This is a genomic window from Frischella perrara (genome assembly GCF_000807275.1).
GTDB classification, from domain to species: domain Bacteria; phylum Pseudomonadota; class Gammaproteobacteria; order Enterobacterales; family Orbaceae; genus Frischella; species Frischella perrara.
Genome location: NZ_CP009056.1, coordinates 376,175 through 391,908, shown reverse-complemented (window position 1 = coordinate 391,908; position 15,734 = coordinate 376,175). Strand labels below are relative to the sequence as shown.

The window sequence follows — 15,734 nt, the reverse complement described above, 5'->3', positions numbered from 1 at the left end:
GAATTATTTTATGCCGTCCAAACAAATTGAATCAAAGCCGATTCAAAAACCTAACCTTTATAAAACACTGTTTGCTACTTGTATTGGCAATGCTCTTGAGTGGTTTGATATAGCGGTTTATGCTACCTTCGCTAATAACATAGCTAAAGCCTTCTTTCCAAATACCGACGAAACTTTATCGCTTATCATGACATTTGCTTCCTTTGGTATTTCATTTTTGATTAGACCACTTGGGGCAATATTTTTAGGTAATTATGCCGATAAACATGGACGCAAAGCATCGCTATTAATGTCGATGATTTTAATGATGATTGGTTGCTTCATGATTGTAATAATGCCAACCTATGCAACCATTGGTCTAATAGCACCTATATTAATGATTGTAGCAAGGCTCATTCAAGGGTTTTCAGCGGGCGGAGAATTTGGCAGTTCTACTGCTTTTCTAATTGAACATTTTCCTGAACGTAAAGCGTTCATCGCAAGTTGGCAGTTCGCAACACAGGGAGTCAGTACATTATTAGCAGCGCTATTCGGTTTAGTATTAACTCATACATTAAGCGAACAACAAATCAGTGATTGGGGTTGGCGAATTCCATTTGCTTTTGGTTTATTAATTGGACCGGTAGGCCTTTATATTCGTCGGTATATTGATGAATCACCCGTTTTTAATAAAGCTAAAAAATCTAAACAACCATTAAAAGAAATTATTTTTCAACAAAAATCATTGCTATTTACTGCTGTTGGTTTAATGATGATTTCGACTGCCATCAACTATATGCTCCAGTACGTACCAACCTATGCAACAAAAGTACTAAAATTAGATAGCTCAACTGCTTTTACCGCATCTTTAGTAGCTGGCATTATTTTAACAGTGGTGACACCTTTAATAGGATTATGGGCAGAAAAGATTGGTCGCTTACCAATGATGGTAACTTCACTCCTGTTGTTACTCATCACGATCTATCCTGGATTCTCACTCACTATTGAATTTTTAAGCCCAATTTCTTTAATTTCATTAATTGCTTGGTTAGCATTATTAAAATCAATATATTTTGCCACAGTTCCATCAATGATGGCAGATATTTTCCCAATAAAAACCCGAGCCACGGGTATGGCAATAAGCTATAACTTATCTGTTACTATTTTTGGTGGATTTACACCTATGATCTGTACTTCTCTAATTGATTTTACGAAAAGTAGTCTTGCGCCAAGTTATTACCTAATTGTGATAGGTTTTGTGAGTTTATTCGCTTTATATCAAGCTAGTGGTCTAAATAAAAACAATCAATAATGAAATAATCCTTAAAATAACATCCTCATAACGTTAAGGAAGTTATATCGCTTTATGATTTAATAAGAAAATTAATTTAGATATCAAATTAATCAACACTAGCTAATAACTTTATTCAAAGTAGACCTTTACTTTAAAATGAGCACAATATTCACCACTTTATTAATCTAAATGATTAGTCTATATTGTAAAACTAACTTTTTTGACTAGCTGCCAAATTTGATTATGGGGTAATTCGTTTAATAATAACGATCTATAGACTAGTTTTTCATGATATTTAGCCAGTTTGAATACCAAAATCAACTTATTAATCTACATCACGCCATTGCTACTATTTTTAAAAGGATATGATTTATGTTTAATGCAATACTTATCGAAAAAGATGATAAAGGTTATCGTTCAGCACTTACACAACTTGAACAATCACAACTACCTGAAGGTGATGTAACAGTCCAAGTTGAATATTCATCACTTAATTATAAGGATGGTTTAGCAATTTCAGGTAAAAGCCCTGTGGTTCGTCACTTTCCAATGATTCCAGGCATTGACTTGGCAGGTACAGTGATTGAAAGCCAATCTGCACAATATCATGTTGGCGATAAAGTATTATTAAATGGTTGGGGTGTTGGCGAAAAACACTGGGGTGGATTAGCCCAATTAGCACGATTAAATAGTCAATGGCTTATTCCATTACCACAACAATTAACGACCAAAGAATGTATGGCAATTGGCACTGCCGGTTATACAGCTATGTTAGCTGTTATAGCTTTAGAAAAACATGGCATTTCCCCGGATAAAGGAAAAATTATTGTTACTGGTGCTAATGGCGGGGTGGGAAGTTTTGCAATCGCAATCTTAGCGCAGTTAGGATATCATGTTATTGCTTCTACGGGCAGAACTGATCAAACAGTATATCTAACTCAATTAGGTGCAAGTGAGATAATTGACCGCAATGAACTTTCTCAACCTGGTAAACCATTAATGAAAGAACGTTGGATTGGTGCAGTTGATTGTGTTGGTGGTCATACCCTTGCAAATGTGTGTGCCAGCACTCAATACGGCGGAACCGTTGCTTGTTGCGGATTAGCGCAAAGTATCGATTTCCCAAGCAGTGTTGCCCCTTTTATTTTACGAGGGATCACATTAGCAGGGATAGATAGTGTAATGCGTCCTTATGCTGATCGCATTGATGCTTGGGAACGTCTAGCCACAATACTTGATGAATCAAAGTTAGATTTAATGAGTAAAACAATATCGTTAACTGAGGTAATCACGACCGTAACTCAATTAATGCAAGGTCAAATTCGAGGAAGAATTATTGTTGATGTTAATCAATAATATCTCTCAAAGAAAAGGGTGAGGTCCTCATCACCCTATTTCGGCGATATCATATTAATACATAGAGAACTTAATAGGTAAAAACTAAAGCTAAAAAAGGTGTGTAACTCTTTATTTGCGAGCCTTCAGTGTTCTCAAAATAAGCGCCATAATAACGTTCTAAACCATGATCTTGATAAACGATTTCCCAACGTCGTTGATTGATAAAAATTAATATTCTTAGACAAGTTATTAATTGATAGAGCAAATATAAACTAAATATACAATTAATAATCAAACTAAACCATTTAAGATAGTTCTGCTCATTGAAAGAAAATTGCATAAGAATATTATTTAATTCATAAAAACTAAGACCAGTAAAAAATAAAAGAAATAATAATTTTAAGAAAAATAGTTTTTTAAAATGTACTTCCAAACTACGTTCATCATAAGCTAATAAATTAAATAAACTACTAATATTCTCCTTTACCGACAATCCATTAATAACAAATATGAAGCGATCTTTACTCGTTTCTATAATTACTTTATTATGTCTTTTCCAATTATCTATCCAAATTGAAATTATAATTGAATAAAAAAACATCATTATAATGATATATATTAATACCCGTAATTCAAAAATACTTGTAACACCTCCGATGATTAGTAGACAACTGAAGTTAATATTAGATAAACTGAAGTGTTGTATTTTCATGTTGCTCCTTGTCGACCAAGAATATTTTTGCTGATAACGTTTTTAAATTTATTATGAGAATGAATCAGTAGCCTAACAACTTAATTATTTATTTTCCAATCATTTCTTTTATCGTTGAGGAAATGGAATTACTTTTATTACTAACATTGCATGACATTTCGACTTTATCCTTATAAGATATCATACATTATAGATAGTTAGCTTTATCTAAACATGTTGAAAATCATTATACTATTCATCATAACAGCTTTAGCTGAGATAATGGGATGTTATTTCGTTTATCGTTGGTATCATAAAACTGCACCGTCATGGGTTTTAGCTTTAGCCGCAGTAAGTTTAATAATATTCTCATGGCTACTAACCCTCCATCCTCAAGCTAGTGGCCGTATCTATGCCACATATGGTGGTATATATATTATTATGTCACTAGTTTGGTTACGTTTTATTGATCAAGTAAAATTATCGGCATTTGATTGGATTGGAGCTTGTACAATTTTAATAGGTACATTGATCATTATATTGGGTTGGCGCTCGGTATAAATTACTTTGCATACACAAATTTAAGTATACCAAGCTTACTCTACTATTACGTCATACTATTGTTTTTGACAAGTTCTAAAAATGAGTAGTCAATCTTTTGTTTGTTTCGAATCAACTTTCCATTCACATACGCCATAAATAGCATTAAACAAATAAATTAGATATTGAGTAGCGATAACTGGATTGTTTGTATAGATATTCAGTGCTACTGTCAAAACATTCAAAATAATCCATAAATACCAATTAAAGGAAAAACGCATCATTAATAAAAGTTGTGCGATGATGCCAAGACCAAATATAAAACAATTTGCTATCAACTGGTAACTCGTATTTGAGACATTAAGTTGTTCAGTTAGATAAATATTAAAGAACGTAGCTAATATTAAGAAGACTAATGTCGCTAAAAAATGGTTTTCTTTCAATTGTCTTACTTTTACGACTTTATTGTTATTTTGATTCTTGCGCCAATTTACTAAACCATATATATGGGAAATAAAATAAAATACAGACAGGGATGCTACACCAATATTATTACCTAACACGTTTGCTGTACTTTCTGCCGATGCAGCCATCATACCTACAATGTTTCCGCTATTTTTACGCTTGGCTAGTAGTACGACACATAATAATCCACAAATTGCACCAATAAGCGAAATCGCATAACGCTTATCAAATGTTTCTAAAGGATTAGTATATAAAAAAGCTAGCATTACTAAAAAAAGGCAAATATAAGGATAAAATTTATTACGTCCTATAAACAAGATTAGCCGAATCATAATTACTCCTTTTATGAATGATTGATAAGTTGTGAAACTAATTCAATGGATTGTAAATAACGTTCATCATAATTATCAGAGTTTATCGTGACGAAATTTACCCCATTTTTCTGAAGAAGATTAATCAGTAATTTTTGAAAATCCTTACGTTGCGCTGCACTCCCTAATGTTCTCAAACCATCAGCAACCCAAGGTGTATTGTTCTCAAGTAAAATAACTAAATCAAATCGATAATTATTTATCATTGCCTGAACAAAAGGATGTTCTTTACCTTCATATTTACGACAAAATGCCTGAGTAGTTATAAAGTCAGTATCAATAAAGGCAACTTTGTTTGCATATTTGATCGCAAAATCAATGTATTGTGCCTGACCTAAAGCAATTTTGTCGTAATCGGAAAATTGCAGAGCTCTCTCATCACCTCCTAGGTGAGAAAATACATATTCACGACCAAATTCCCAAGCACTCGTTGTATTAAATACATTTGCGAGTTTATTAATTAAAGTGGATTTACCACTTGATTCCCCACCAAGTATTGCAACTGTCCTGACAAAAAATGGTCTGACTTCAGTAGGTATATATTGCCAATTTTGTAAAGGAGCTTGACGGATCTTAGTACCACTGACTTTCATAAAATTACGTTCAGGATCGATCAGAATTGTTTCAAGATTAAGTAATTCTCTATACATTTGTACATCTTGAGGCTCACTTGAGAAAACACAATCTGGACTAATACCTTTTTCCTTAAAAAGGAGCTTAACTCGATTGCTCCACTCACTCCAACCATTAGGATAAGATGGAATCCCGTCTTCTTTTAGAATTTCAATATGAATATTCTTTTGATATTTGAACGTTTGTAATAACCAACGTAAACGATCATTAAGCGTAGGCTGACGAGACATCGCACTATTTTCAAATAATTCTTCATCACGTTTAGTATCAGAACAGAGAACAACATATAGTTCATCAACTTGACTTATTGCTCGTTGAATAAGGTGAATATGACCAGTATGTAAAGGATAGAATTTACCAAAAATGATACCAACTTTTTTGTTCTTTATTGGATATTCAAGCTTAAGGAAGTGGTGTAAAGCTTCAAGCTTTTGAGCACTGGGCATTTTAACTTTATCATTTATCAATTGACTTAAATAACCTTTAGTCATATCACAAGCATTAGCAACGGTTTGTAAAGATAAATTCTTGCGCTTAATAGCCGTTCTTAGATAATTGTAGCTCATTTTTTTTGCTCTCTACGTTTTATATATTAAACATAATTTAAAACATTTATTAAAAATGTTCAATATATAAAATATATAATTATGTCATTTTTTTAGCACAAAATGTTTAATTTCTACCAATAAACGATAATAATTACACTTACTCTTTTAATTATTAACATCATAAAAAATAAATAATTAATAATTTATCGATTATATTTTAATTTTTCTCATTAATAAAAAATAGTACACTTAATTTATTGATAAATTTAATTTTTAATTTGTTTTTTTGAGTCATCGAGGTGCCGCAAATTGGCGGTAAATGACTAACATGATATAATATGTCGATTTTTAACTAACCGGATAATGACTGTTTGATTAGAAGAGTTGTCTTATGGTGTATTAGTCTTATTACTATTACATTAACTATTTTGGCTATCGTTTTTGCTCTTTTTTTTAAAGAAGAATTCATTCCAAAAGATCCACCACGGCAAAATACTATATTACAAAAAGTTACTGAAAATAAAGAACTTCGAGTTGGGATGTTAAGAAACCTAACTACGCTTTATATTGATTATCGTAATCCCAATGTAGTTGGAGGATTTGATTATGCCCTATTACAAAAATTTTCGGATAAACTTGGACTTAAGTTAAAAATTATTTTTGCAAATACTTTGCCAGAGCTCGTCGAAAAAAGTCATGAAGGAAAAATTGATTTAATTGCGGCTCAAATTAAAGGCTATACGGCTGAATGTGATAATTTTATTGCCAGCGAACCTTTTCACCCGATTATCCAGCAATTAGTTTATTTAAAAGGAACTGTTAAACCTTACTCATTTGATCATATTAAAGGAAATTTAACCATACCCAAATACTCTTCTCAGAGTTATCTTCTCAATAATTTAACTAAAGAATATGATAATTTAGTTTGGAATGAATCAGATATTTTAAATCAAGAAGAATTATTAAAATTAGTCGTTGATAAGAAAATTGATTACACCATAGCTAATCATTATACAGTTGCTATTATGCAACGGATTTATCCATTGTTAACCGTTGCATTTACCGTTGATGATAACTGGTCTCAAAATTGGTATTTTCCTAAATCACAAGATCATTCTTTACGCGATAAGTTTAACGAATTCATTAAAGAAGCTTATCTTAATGGTACTATTCAAAAATTAGAATATCATTATTTTAGCTATATGAAGAAGTTCGATTATGTTGATACGCAAAAATTTATTCAAGCAATAAACAAAACATTACCCAAATACCAAGAGTATTTTGAGATTTATGCTGCAGAGAATGAATTGGATTGGAAACTCATTGCAGCGATGTCATATCAAGAATCACATTGGAATCCTAGGGCTGCATCATCCACTGGTGTTAGAGGGATGATGATGTTAACTAAACCAACGGCTGATTCATTAGGTATTAAAAACCGTTTAGATGCTGAACAAAGTATTAAAGGCGGTAGCATTTATGTAAAAAAAATTATTGACCGAATGCCGACAACAATTCCTGCTGAAGAAAGAATTTGGTTTGCATTAGCAGCTTATAATATGGGAATTGGTCATCTCTGGGATGCACGAAGTCTTGCGGTCAAATTAAATAAAAATCCCGATAGCTGGCAAGATGTACGACAGGTTTTACCATTATTAAGTGAAGAAGAGTATTATACAAATTTAAAATATGGTTTTGCTCGTGGTTATCAAGCTGTCCATTTTGTAGATAGTATTCAACAATATTATATGAGTTTAGTGGGCTACTTATTAGAAAGTGAACTACGCCAAAAACATATCGATGAAAAGTTTGCTTCAGTCATGATGAATTTTACTCAGGAATAACTTTTTCTGTTTTATTTCGGCTCGACGGCGCTTAAAAAAATCGCTAAGTATTTGAGCCGATTCTTTCGCTAATACACCACTATCAACAATTGGTCGATGATTCATTCCTGGACAACAAAGCACATCTATAAACGAACCTGCAGCTCCAGTTTTGAGATCATTGGCACCAAAAACCACCCGTTTAATTCGACTGTGGATAATTGCGCCTGCACACATAACGCATGGTTCCAACGTGATATAAAGTGTTGTATTAATTAAACGATAATTTTTCAGATATTGAGCAGCCTGCTCAATGGCAATAATTTCAGCATGAGCAGTAGGATTATGGTTTAAAATAGGCTGATTCCAACCTTCGCCAATGATTTTATTATCTAAAACAATCACAGCACCAACGGGAACTTCACCTTGAGCTTCTGCTTTTTTAGCTAAGCGCAGAGCATGCTGCATCCAATATTCATCAGAAAATTCGGTCATCATTTACCACAACACTTTTATCAATTATAACTCATTCAAACCTAATACATCTCGCATATCATATAAACCTTTTGGTTGGTTAGATAACCAAATAGCAGCACGGACTGCGCCGTTGGCAAATGTCATACGACTAGTAGCTTTATGTGTAATTTCTACACGCTCACCAATATCAACAAACATTGCCGTATGTTCGCCAACTATATCACCGGCTCGAATAGTTGCAAATCCTATCGAACCTTTAGGACGCTCTCCGGTATGACCTTCACGGCAATATATAGCATGTGTATTTAGATCAATATTTAAAGTATCAGCAATAGCATTACCCATTGCCAATGCAGTGCCCGACGGAGCATCAACTTTATGTCGATGATGTGCCTCAACTATTTCGATATCGGTATATTCACCCATAACTTTGGCTGCTTTTTCGAGTAGTTTAAGTACAACATTAACTCCAACACTAAAATTAGCTGCAAATACGATAGCTATCTGTTTTGCTGCTTCTTCAATAGCTTGCTTACCTACATCATTAAAACCTGTGGTACCTATTATCATCATTTTCTGATGAGCCACACAAAAATCAAGATATTCAAGTGTCCCTTCAGGACGGGTAAAATCAATAAAAACATCAAATTTATCTTTTTCATTGATGAGGTTATCTGTTACTTTAATATTTAAATGACTGATTCCGGCTAGCTCACCTGCATCCGTCCCTAACAAAGATGATCCTTCTCTTTCAAATGCAGCGCCTAAAATAGCACCATCAATTTGTGAAATTGATTGGATTAACTGACGACCCATTCTTCCGCCAGCACCTGCTACAGCAATGCGAATTTCCTTTTGACTCATAATAAGTTCTCTTTTTATTCAATGAAAGTTAGCAGTATTATAACGAAATGAAACTAATAAGTTGAGCTTAGTTTATGAGTATTAATAATTATCTACTCAATAGGCCTTTTATTGTGTGATTGTTCAAGGACACATTAGCTTTGATTTATAAAACTGATAATTTTAAGATCAAGATTACCGTATGATAAAACCATACGATAATCTAACAGATTAGTTGATAGCTAGTAGTTCAACATCAAAAATTAAAGTGCTAAAAGGAGGAATCGATGCACCAGCACCTTGAGAACCATAAGCAAGTTCTTGAGGGATATATAATCGCCATTTAGAACCTACAGGCATTAACTGAAGGGCTTCTACCCAACCACGAATTACACCATTAACTGGGAATTCTGCTGGTTGACCTCGTTCAACAGAACTATCAAATACAGTTCCATCAATCAATTTGCCAGTATAATGAACGCGGACCGTATCCGTTGCTGCTGGAATTTTACCATCCCCTTCTTTCAATATACTATATTGTAAACCAGATTCAGTTGATTTTACGCCATCTTTTGTTAAATTCTCTTTCAGAAAATCAATACCTGCTTGAGCAGCTTTTTCTGCTTCTTTTTTCTTTTCAGCCATGGCTCGTTCATGAATTTGGCGTAATGCATCATGTAACTCATTTAAAGGTAATATAGGTTGTTTTTCTGTCAAAACATCTTCAAGACCCTGTTTAATTGCATTAATGTCTAAATCTTTTAAACCTGAATCTTTTAATTGTTGACCAATTTGTAACCCTATGGCATAGCTTGCTTTGGCTTCTATTGAATCAAGTTGCATCATTTTCTCCTATGATTTATATCAAAATAATAAAAAAACCCGCGATATGCGGGTTTCAATATATCACAATAAATAGTATTTATTACGCTTCAGCAACGATATCAACAATGATTTTAGCAAATACTTCGCTGTGTAATTGGAATGAAACTTCATATTCACCCACAGTACGTAAAACACCATTTGGCAAACGAACTTCACTTTTCGATACATTAACACCACGTGCTTTAACCGCATCAGCGATGTCACGAGTACCAATAGAACCAAATAGCTTACCTTCATCACCAGCTTTAGTCGTGATAGTTACTTTTTCTAATGCATTAACTTGAGCCGCTCTTTCTTCTGCTGCTTTTAATACTTCAGAAAGTTTCGCTTCAAATTCTGCACGTTTTGCTTCGAAATATTCAACATTTTTCTTTGTAGCAGGAACTGCTTTGCCTTGTGGGATCAAAAAGTTACGAGCGTAACCAGATTTAACATTTACTTGATCACCTAAGCTGCCTAAGTTAGCAACTTTATCGAGTAGAATAATTTGCATTCTGTTTTCCTCTGTTGCTAATTACTGATGATTGTCAGTATAAGGTAATAAAGCCAAATAACGAGCGCGTTTAATAGCACGAGCTAGTTGACGTTGATATTTTGCACATGTACCAGTAATGCGACTTGGTACAATTTTACCACTTTCAGTGATATAACTTTTTAATAAAGAGATATCTTTATAGTCAATCTCTTTAACGTCTTCTGCAGTGAAACGGCAGAATTTACGACGACGGAAATAACGAGCCATTTGGCGGTTCTCCTAAATTTAATCAATTAATTTAATTTCGCTGGCATGTAAAACAAGTTGCTTAATATTATTAGACTTAGTATGTGTGCTAATAAAACCACTAACAATTATTTTACTACCTTTTTTAATACTGTGAGTTAATTCATCTTGTCCTGTAACAATCACAGGGATTATACACCATGATTTTCTAGGTAATCCTGCTTCAATTTGTTCAGAAACATGTTCTAAATAAAATTGACAATGGAAAATACCATTCGGACTTGATTTTCGTATGGGCGTCTTTACCACAAAACCGGACAACTCCAAACGATTTGACATTGACTATTCTTCAGTGCCTTCAACGTCATCTGAATCAACATCATCCATATTGATTTCGCTAAATTCTTCTTGTGAATTTTTACGATCATCTTTTGCCTTAAGCATTGGAGATGCTTCTGTCACAGCGTGTTTAGTTCGCATAATTAAACTACGAATCACTGCATCGTTGAAACGGAAGTTATCTTCTAACTCATCAACCGCTTCTTGAGTTGTTTCTACATTCATAAGAACATAGTGTGCTTTATGCAATTTTTCGATAGGATAAGCCAATTGGCGACGACCCCAATCTTCTAAACGATGAATAGTACCACCTACAGCAGTCAACGCACCAGTATAACGTTCAATCATACCTGGAACTTGTTCACTTTGATCTGGGTGAACCATAAAAACAATTTCGTAATGACGCATTATCGCTCCCTACGGATTAATCAGCTTTCTGTCCGGGTCAACCGTAGCCCGATGAAAGCAAGGAACAGGAATATTAGACGGTTGAAATCGACGGCGCATTATATAATAACCAACTAACAAATGCTAGTAGCTATATATTGAATATATGGTAAAGTTTAGGCGAAGTATTTAAATTTATTGAAATAAATTTAAATTTACTCTATAAATAAGGAGGTTATTTTGTCATATTAAATCTAACGCTATAAATTATATCCAATTTATTAAAATTCATATTACGAAAGGAAAGACAAAATGAAAACTATTCTCGGATTGGATAATCATACATATATAAGACATTTTTTATTCGGCGTTATTATATTTATGGTTATTTGTATATTCGTTTCATTACCTTTTTCTGGCGTCAAATTAAATTCATTTTTACTCATTAACTTTAGTATTAATACGCTATTGTACCCATTATCACGCCACGCTTATGAAGCAGCTATTGATTATCTTGTTCGTGATAAAACTGAATTTTGGGTAAGTTTAAAATTATTAATATTAATTAAGTTTATTTCAATATTATTATGTTGGGCTTTAGCAATTATTATTGCTCCTATTTGGATAATTACGAAGTTTTTATTTTTAAAAGCAACACATCGTTAAACATAGCGTAAAACACAGTCCATCATTTAGTTACATACTAATGATAGACTGTTTAAAACCATATATAGTTTTACTATTAATCAAATATCACTCGTACACCACCTATTCATTGTTTTTTTTATTAATAAATGAGTTGTATTCTTCCATTAATTGGCATCTCTTTTCTTCAGTAAGAATTGCCACATGTACGCCTTCTAAAGCACAATATAACGAGAATAATATGTTCTTAGAAATATGTTTATTTTGTTGCTGTAATTTATAATACACCTTAAAAGGCCCTAATTGTCGCAACAGATCAATATTGATTACACCCGCTTTAAATAAAATACGTTCTAGTGATAGCGTCATATTAGGTAGATCTTTAATTCTTGCTTCACGAATTTGACGTTTTGATATTTTTTCTTGTTGAGAAATTTCAACTACCATTTGAATAATTTTGATTAATTTAGCTTCATTCTGCCATAATTCTTTGGTTACCTGATAATATTGCAATAACTTATTTCTAACACCTACTTCTAAAATTAAAGGCTCCATCTTTAACTCTATCATCATTGTTAAATAATCTGGATGGCCACGTAGATAAAATTGATCATTATAAAACCACCCAAATATAATATCTTTATAACAGATTCCTGAACCACCAAACAACGCTTTAGTTGTTATCAATTCCTCATCATATTGAAGAATTTCAGTTAGAATACGAATTATTATATTTTTATAATCATTGTTTATCATCTTACATCCTATTAACTACAAAAAATAAATATAAACTTCCTTGAATTACTTAATTAAGTAACAAGTTTAATCAATTTAACGTAAGTTAATTATGAATAGAAATAAATGTTATAATGATTGATGCTTTTTGCGATCAATATTCCAAATGAAATACAAAATAGCGACAGTTAATAGTAAAAATAATCAATAACTATTTTATAAAATCTATACTTTATAAATAAAAAAATCGCAAAATTACAATATTGTTATTATTGATATTTCAAGGTTATACATTTAGTATACCGTTTATTGAGAAGCTCAGAATAAATTTAATGATGAAAACAATTATTTTACTATGCTTATGTATTTATTCGGTTTTTGCCTTTCCGAATGAACATTCAGGAGCCGTTCAGTCATTAGTTAAATCATTGACTGAATGTAATGATTTATTTTTTTCAAATATTTCTAAATATAAAAATGAGCTTATTCCTAATGTTCCTATTGAAGAAATTTCTGATCAGCTAGCCTATATTCCGGTTAAAAATAGAAAAATGCATAATGCAAATTATGTCCAGTTTGCTCAACCTATTCGATATGGTTCATTAATAATCAATGGTTATTATGATAATTCACTTAATCTTGGAAAACGGGGTGATTATTATTTTTGGGGATTTGTAATTGATAATTCATTAGAAGAAATCCGTTCAGAACTCAATTTTTTATCTTGGACGGAAATAGAAAAAGACTCACTTTATACCTTTAATCTTAAAATTCATCGTTCTGAAGATAGCATTGAAACTTGGCATAATAATCCAAATACCAATATCGGTATTAAGACAATGCCAGCACAAGGTACTGCTGAAAAATTACTTCTGTTGGAGAAGACACCTGATGCTACTTATCTAGTTTGTTCATTACAAGGCTATTTTCCACCAGAAGTATTAGCTATTATTCGACCGGATATAGTTAACCAATAAATTAATTAAATGGCTGCCTCGTCCATTTCCCCAGTACGAATACGAATGACCTGCTTAACGTCATAAACAAAGATTTTACCATCGCCAATTTTGCCTGTTTGAGCGGTTTTCATAATTGTCTCAATACACATTTCAACAATCTCATCTGTTACTACAATTTCAATTTTAACCTTAGGCAAGAAATCAACCATGTATTCTGCACCACGATAAAGTTCAGTATGTCCTTTTTGACGTCCAAACCCTTTTACCTCTGTGACCGTCATTCCTGTGATGCCTTGATCAGCTAAGGCTTCTCGAATATCATCTAATTTAAAAGGTTTAACAATTGCCTCAATTTTTTTCATAATCTGTTCCGTTTAAGTCATTAAATGTTCACATTACCAATTTTTAAAGCCAAATCCTGACGTAATTGGGTAACGACGACCCTTTCCAAAATTCCGTGAAGTAATTTTAGGACCAACTGCAGCCTGACGACGTTTATATTCATTAATATCAACTAGTTTTATTACTCGCCTAATCACTGCTTCATCATATCCTTTAGCGATTAATTCAGAAACTGAAAGATCTTGCTCAATATAGCCTTTTAAGATTCCATCTAAAATTTCATATGGCGGTAAACTGTCTTCATCTTTTTGATCAGGTGCTAGCTCTGCAGATGGTGGGCGAGTAATTACTCGTTCAGGTATAACATAAGATCGTGTATTGCGGTATTTTGCCAGTTCAAAAACAAGTGTTTTAGGAACATCTTTTAACACATCAAAACCACCTGCCATATCACCATATAATGTTGCATAACCAACCGACATTTCACTTTTATTGCCTGTTGTTAATACTAACTGACGTCGCTTATTCGATAAAGCCATTAAAATGACGCCTCGACAACGAGCTTGTAAATTTTCTTCTGTGGTATCTCTTACTGTATCAATAAACAATGGGGATAATTGAGTCATAAAAGCATCAAACATTGGTTCAATAGAAATGATATTAAATTCCACCCCTAAAATATCTGCTTCTTCCTGTGCATCAGCAATACTAATATCCGCTGTATAGCGAAATGGCATCATTACTGCTTGCACTTTGTCTTTGCCTAATGCGTCAACAGCTATGGCTAAAGTCAAAGCCGAGTCAATCCCACCGGATAACCCCAATAATACGCCATTAAAACCATTTTTAATAACATAATCGCGTGTAGCTAAAACTAAGGCTTGATAAATATCAGCTAAATAATCATTACTTTCATTAATTAGATTGTTTGAAGGTAATGATATACTATCAATTACCTCAACTTGTTCAATAAATGATTTTAACTGATAACAAATTACTCCCTGAGCATTACATACAAAGGAATTACCATCAAATATTAACTCATCTTGACCACCAATTTGATTAACATAAATAATCGGTACATGATAACGTTTTGCATGGTTTTGAATGAGACGTTGTCTATTTAAATTCTTTTGATAATCGTATGGTGAAGCATTGATGCTAATAATCAGATCGACACCTTTATTATTTAATTGCGCAATTGGGGCATCTTGCCAAAGATCTTCACATATCAATAAACCTAATTTTTTACCTTTAAATGTTACGATTGCGCTTTCATTACCCGCAGTAAAATATCGTTTTTCATCAAATACATCATAATTAGGCAAGCATTGCTTATGATAAGTATGTAAAATTTGTCCCTGGTAAATCAAAGATAGTGAGTTATAAATTAGCAAGCTATTGTCTGCTGATTTATGCCAACTTGGATGACCAATAATTACACCACAATCTTTTGTTGACGATATGATTTGTTCTAAAGCCTGATCGCAGCGTTGTCGGAAATCATCTCGAAAAATTAAATCTTCAGGTGGATAACCACATACAGCAAGTTCTGAAAAAATCAACAAATCTTGTTGATGATGGCGTTCGATCAACTTAATAATGCGCGCCGTATTTCCTTCAATATCACCCACGCAGAAATTTTGCTGAGCTAACACAAAAGACAATGACATAATTAACTCGTAATACAAATAAAATAAGCGATAAGTTTAAATGATT

At 32.7% G+C, this 15,734-nt stretch carries 19 protein-coding genes; 6 read left to right on the top strand and 13 right to left on the bottom strand.

The window, feature by feature from the left end; translation table 11 throughout:
- Nucleotides 1–10 precede the first annotated feature (10 nt).
- Both FPB0191_RS01850 and acuI read left to right on the top strand, forming a co-directional pair.
- Nucleotides 11–1,291, top strand: coding sequence for an MFS transporter (locus FPB0191_RS01850; protein WP_039103593.1), 1,281 nt, complete (start codon nt 11–13; stop codon nt 1,289–1,291).
- A 354-nt stretch (nt 1,292–1,645) separates the two neighbouring features.
- A complete protein-coding gene (gene acuI / locus FPB0191_RS01845; RefSeq protein ID WP_039103591.1) occupies nt 1,646–2,629 on the top strand; it encodes an acrylyl-CoA reductase (NADPH) in 984 nt (327 codons plus the stop codon).
- 70 nt (nt 2,630–2,699) lie between these two features.
- On the opposite strand, the gene FPB0191_RS01840 is transcribed toward acuI, so the two are convergent.
- Complete coding sequence (locus tag FPB0191_RS01840) at nt 2,700–3,323, bottom strand: hypothetical protein (protein WP_039103589.1); 624 nt, start codon at nt 3,321–3,323, stop codon at nt 2,700–2,702.
- A 213-nt stretch (nt 3,324–3,536) separates the two neighbouring features.
- Between FPB0191_RS01840 and FPB0191_RS01835 the strand changes: the two genes are divergently transcribed.
- Nucleotides 3,537–3,863 carry a YnfA family protein gene (locus tag FPB0191_RS01835; protein WP_039103587.1) on the top strand — a complete coding sequence of 109 codons (327 nt, stop codon included), beginning with the start codon at nt 3,537–3,539 and terminating at the stop codon, nt 3,861–3,863.
- An 89-nt stretch (nt 3,864–3,952) separates the two neighbouring features.
- Here the strand turns inward: FPB0191_RS01835 and pnuC are convergent, their stop codons facing one another.
- Nucleotides 3,953–4,639: a nicotinamide riboside transporter PnuC gene (pnuC, locus tag FPB0191_RS01830; protein WP_039103582.1), complete on the bottom strand. Its 687-nt coding sequence runs from the start codon at nt 4,637–4,639 to the stop codon at nt 3,953–3,955.
- Nucleotides 4,640–4,650: 11 nt separating this feature from the next.
- Nucleotides 4,651–5,877 (bottom strand): multifunctional transcriptional regulator/nicotinamide-nucleotide adenylyltransferase/ribosylnicotinamide kinase NadR, encoded by a 1,227-nt coding sequence (gene nadR / locus FPB0191_RS01825; RefSeq protein WP_039103580.1) that lies wholly within the window; start codon nt 5,875–5,877, stop codon nt 4,651–4,653.
- 353 nt (nt 5,878–6,230) lie between these two features.
- Between nadR and mltF the strand changes: the two genes are divergently transcribed.
- Nucleotides 6,231–7,703 carry a membrane-bound lytic murein transglycosylase MltF gene (mltF, locus tag FPB0191_RS01820; RefSeq protein ID WP_082018209.1) on the top strand — a complete coding sequence of 491 codons (1,473 nt, stop codon included), beginning with the start codon at nt 6,231–6,233 and terminating at the stop codon, nt 7,701–7,703.
- Here the strand turns inward: mltF and tadA are convergent.
- From tadA to rpsF, 7 genes are all read right to left on the bottom strand, one after another.
- The gene (gene tadA / locus FPB0191_RS01815; protein WP_039103579.1) at nt 7,674–8,177 is read right to left on the bottom strand and encodes a tRNA adenosine(34) deaminase TadA; all 504 of its coding nucleotides are present in this window, start codon (nt 8,175–8,177) and stop codon (nt 7,674–7,676) included. The two genes, mltF and tadA, sit on opposite strands and share 30 nt — an antisense overlap.
- A 24-nt stretch (nt 8,178–8,201) precedes the next feature.
- Entirely contained in the window at nt 8,202–9,023 is an 822-nt protein-coding gene (dapB, locus tag FPB0191_RS01810) for a 4-hydroxy-tetrahydrodipicolinate reductase (RefSeq protein WP_039103577.1), read from the bottom strand.
- Between the two features lie 210 nt (nt 9,024–9,233).
- Nucleotides 9,234–9,848: a BamJ family beta-barrel-assembly machinery protein gene (locus FPB0191_RS01805; RefSeq protein ID WP_039103576.1), complete on the bottom strand. Its 615-nt coding sequence runs from the start codon at nt 9,846–9,848 to the stop codon at nt 9,234–9,236.
- 79 nt (nt 9,849–9,927) lie between these two features.
- Nucleotides 9,928–10,380 (bottom strand): 50S ribosomal protein L9, encoded by a 453-nt coding sequence (rplI, locus tag FPB0191_RS01800; RefSeq protein WP_039103574.1) that lies wholly within the window; start codon nt 10,378–10,380, stop codon nt 9,928–9,930.
- Between the two features lie 21 nt (nt 10,381–10,401).
- Complete coding sequence (gene rpsR / locus FPB0191_RS01795) at nt 10,402–10,629, bottom strand: 30S ribosomal protein S18 (protein WP_039103572.1); 228 nt, start codon at nt 10,627–10,629, stop codon at nt 10,402–10,404.
- Nucleotides 10,630–10,647: 18 nt separating this feature from the next.
- Complete coding sequence (gene priB / locus FPB0191_RS01790; RefSeq protein WP_039103570.1) at nt 10,648–10,947, bottom strand: primosomal replication protein N; 300 nt, start codon at nt 10,945–10,947, stop codon at nt 10,648–10,650.
- Nucleotides 10,948–10,950: 3 nt separating this feature from the next.
- Nucleotides 10,951–11,355: a 30S ribosomal protein S6 gene (rpsF, locus tag FPB0191_RS01785; RefSeq protein ID WP_039103568.1), complete on the bottom strand. Its 405-nt coding sequence runs from the start codon at nt 11,353–11,355 to the stop codon at nt 10,951–10,953.
- Between the two features lie 291 nt (nt 11,356–11,646).
- Here rpsF and FPB0191_RS01780 point away from each other — a divergent pair, with 291 nt between their 5' ends.
- On the top strand, nt 11,647–12,000 hold the full coding sequence (locus FPB0191_RS01780; protein ID WP_039103566.1) for a hypothetical protein: 354 nt from the start codon (nt 11,647–11,649) through the stop codon (nt 11,998–12,000).
- A gap of 102 nt (nt 12,001–12,102) precedes the next feature.
- Here the strand turns inward: FPB0191_RS01780 and FPB0191_RS01775 are convergent, their stop codons facing one another.
- Complete coding sequence (locus FPB0191_RS01775) at nt 12,103–12,735, bottom strand: TfoX/Sxy family DNA transformation protein (RefSeq protein ID WP_039103565.1); 633 nt, start codon at nt 12,733–12,735, stop codon at nt 12,103–12,105.
- A 311-nt stretch (nt 12,736–13,046) separates the two neighbouring features.
- Here FPB0191_RS01775 and FPB0191_RS01770 point away from each other — a divergent pair, with 311 nt between their 5' ends.
- Entirely contained in the window at nt 13,047–13,691 is a 645-nt protein-coding gene (locus tag FPB0191_RS01770) for a hypothetical protein (protein ID WP_146202368.1), read from the top strand.
- 5 nt (nt 13,692–13,696) lie between these two features.
- On the opposite strand, the gene glnB is transcribed toward FPB0191_RS01770, so the two are convergent.
- Both glnB and FPB0191_RS01760 read right to left on the bottom strand, forming a co-directional pair.
- A complete protein-coding gene (gene glnB, locus FPB0191_RS01765; RefSeq protein WP_039103561.1) occupies nt 13,697–14,035 on the bottom strand; it encodes a nitrogen regulatory protein P-II in 339 nt (112 codons plus the stop codon).
- Nucleotides 14,036–14,068: 33 nt separating this feature from the next.
- Nucleotides 14,069–15,688: an NAD+ synthase gene (locus tag FPB0191_RS01760; RefSeq protein ID WP_039103559.1), complete on the bottom strand. Its 1,620-nt coding sequence runs from the start codon at nt 15,686–15,688 to the stop codon at nt 14,069–14,071.
- Nucleotides 15,689–15,734 lie beyond the last annotated feature (46 nt).

What these genes read in the sequence shown, in the direction of transcription:
- FPB0191_RS01850 (WP_039103593.1), top strand. Translation starts at nt 11, where the DNA reads ATGCCGTCCAAACAAATTGAATCAAAGCCGATTCAAAAACCTAACCTT.
- acuI (WP_039103591.1), top strand. Translation starts at nt 1,646, where the DNA reads ATGTTTAATGCAATACTTATCGAAAAAGATGATAAAGGTTATCGTTCA.
- FPB0191_RS01840 (WP_039103589.1), bottom strand. Translation starts at nt 3,323, where the DNA reads ATGAAAATACAACACTTCAGTTTATCTAATATTAACTTCAGTTGTCTA.
- FPB0191_RS01835 (WP_039103587.1), top strand. Translation starts at nt 3,537, where the DNA reads ATGTTGAAAATCATTATACTATTCATCATAACAGCTTTAGCTGAGATA.
- pnuC (WP_039103582.1), bottom strand. Translation starts at nt 4,639, where the DNA reads ATGATTCGGCTAATCTTGTTTATAGGACGTAATAAATTTTATCCTTAT.
- nadR (WP_039103580.1), bottom strand. Translation starts at nt 5,877, where the DNA reads ATGAGCTACAATTATCTAAGAACGGCTATTAAGCGCAAGAATTTATCT.
- tadA (WP_039103579.1), bottom strand. Translation starts at nt 8,177, where the DNA reads ATGACCGAATTTTCTGATGAATATTGGATGCAGCATGCTCTGCGCTTA.
- dapB (WP_039103577.1), bottom strand. Translation starts at nt 9,023, where the DNA reads ATGAGTCAAAAGGAAATTCGCATTGCTGTAGCAGGTGCTGGCGGAAGA.
- FPB0191_RS01805 (WP_039103576.1), bottom strand. Translation starts at nt 9,848, where the DNA reads ATGATGCAACTTGATTCAATAGAAGCCAAAGCAAGCTATGCCATAGGG.
- rplI (WP_039103574.1), bottom strand. Translation starts at nt 10,380, where the DNA reads ATGCAAATTATTCTACTCGATAAAGTTGCTAACTTAGGCAGCTTAGGT.
- rpsR (WP_039103572.1), bottom strand. Translation starts at nt 10,629, where the DNA reads ATGGCTCGTTATTTCCGTCGTCGTAAATTCTGCCGTTTCACTGCAGAA.
- priB (WP_039103570.1), bottom strand. Translation starts at nt 10,947, where the DNA reads ATGTCAAATCGTTTGGAGTTGTCCGGTTTTGTGGTAAAGACGCCCATA.
- rpsF (WP_039103568.1), bottom strand. Translation starts at nt 11,355, where the DNA reads ATGCGTCATTACGAAATTGTTTTTATGGTTCACCCAGATCAAAGTGAA.
- FPB0191_RS01780 (WP_039103566.1), top strand. Translation starts at nt 11,647, where the DNA reads ATGAAAACTATTCTCGGATTGGATAATCATACATATATAAGACATTTT.
- FPB0191_RS01775 (WP_039103565.1), bottom strand. Translation starts at nt 12,735, where the DNA reads ATGATAAACAATGATTATAAAAATATAATAATTCGTATTCTAACTGAA.
- FPB0191_RS01770 (WP_146202368.1), top strand. Translation starts at nt 13,047, where the DNA reads ATGATGAAAACAATTATTTTACTATGCTTATGTATTTATTCGGTTTTT.
- glnB (WP_039103561.1), bottom strand. Translation starts at nt 14,035, where the DNA reads ATGAAAAAAATTGAGGCAATTGTTAAACCTTTTAAATTAGATGATATT.
- FPB0191_RS01760 (WP_039103559.1), bottom strand. Translation starts at nt 15,688, where the DNA reads ATGTCATTGTCTTTTGTGTTAGCTCAGCAAAATTTCTGCGTGGGTGAT.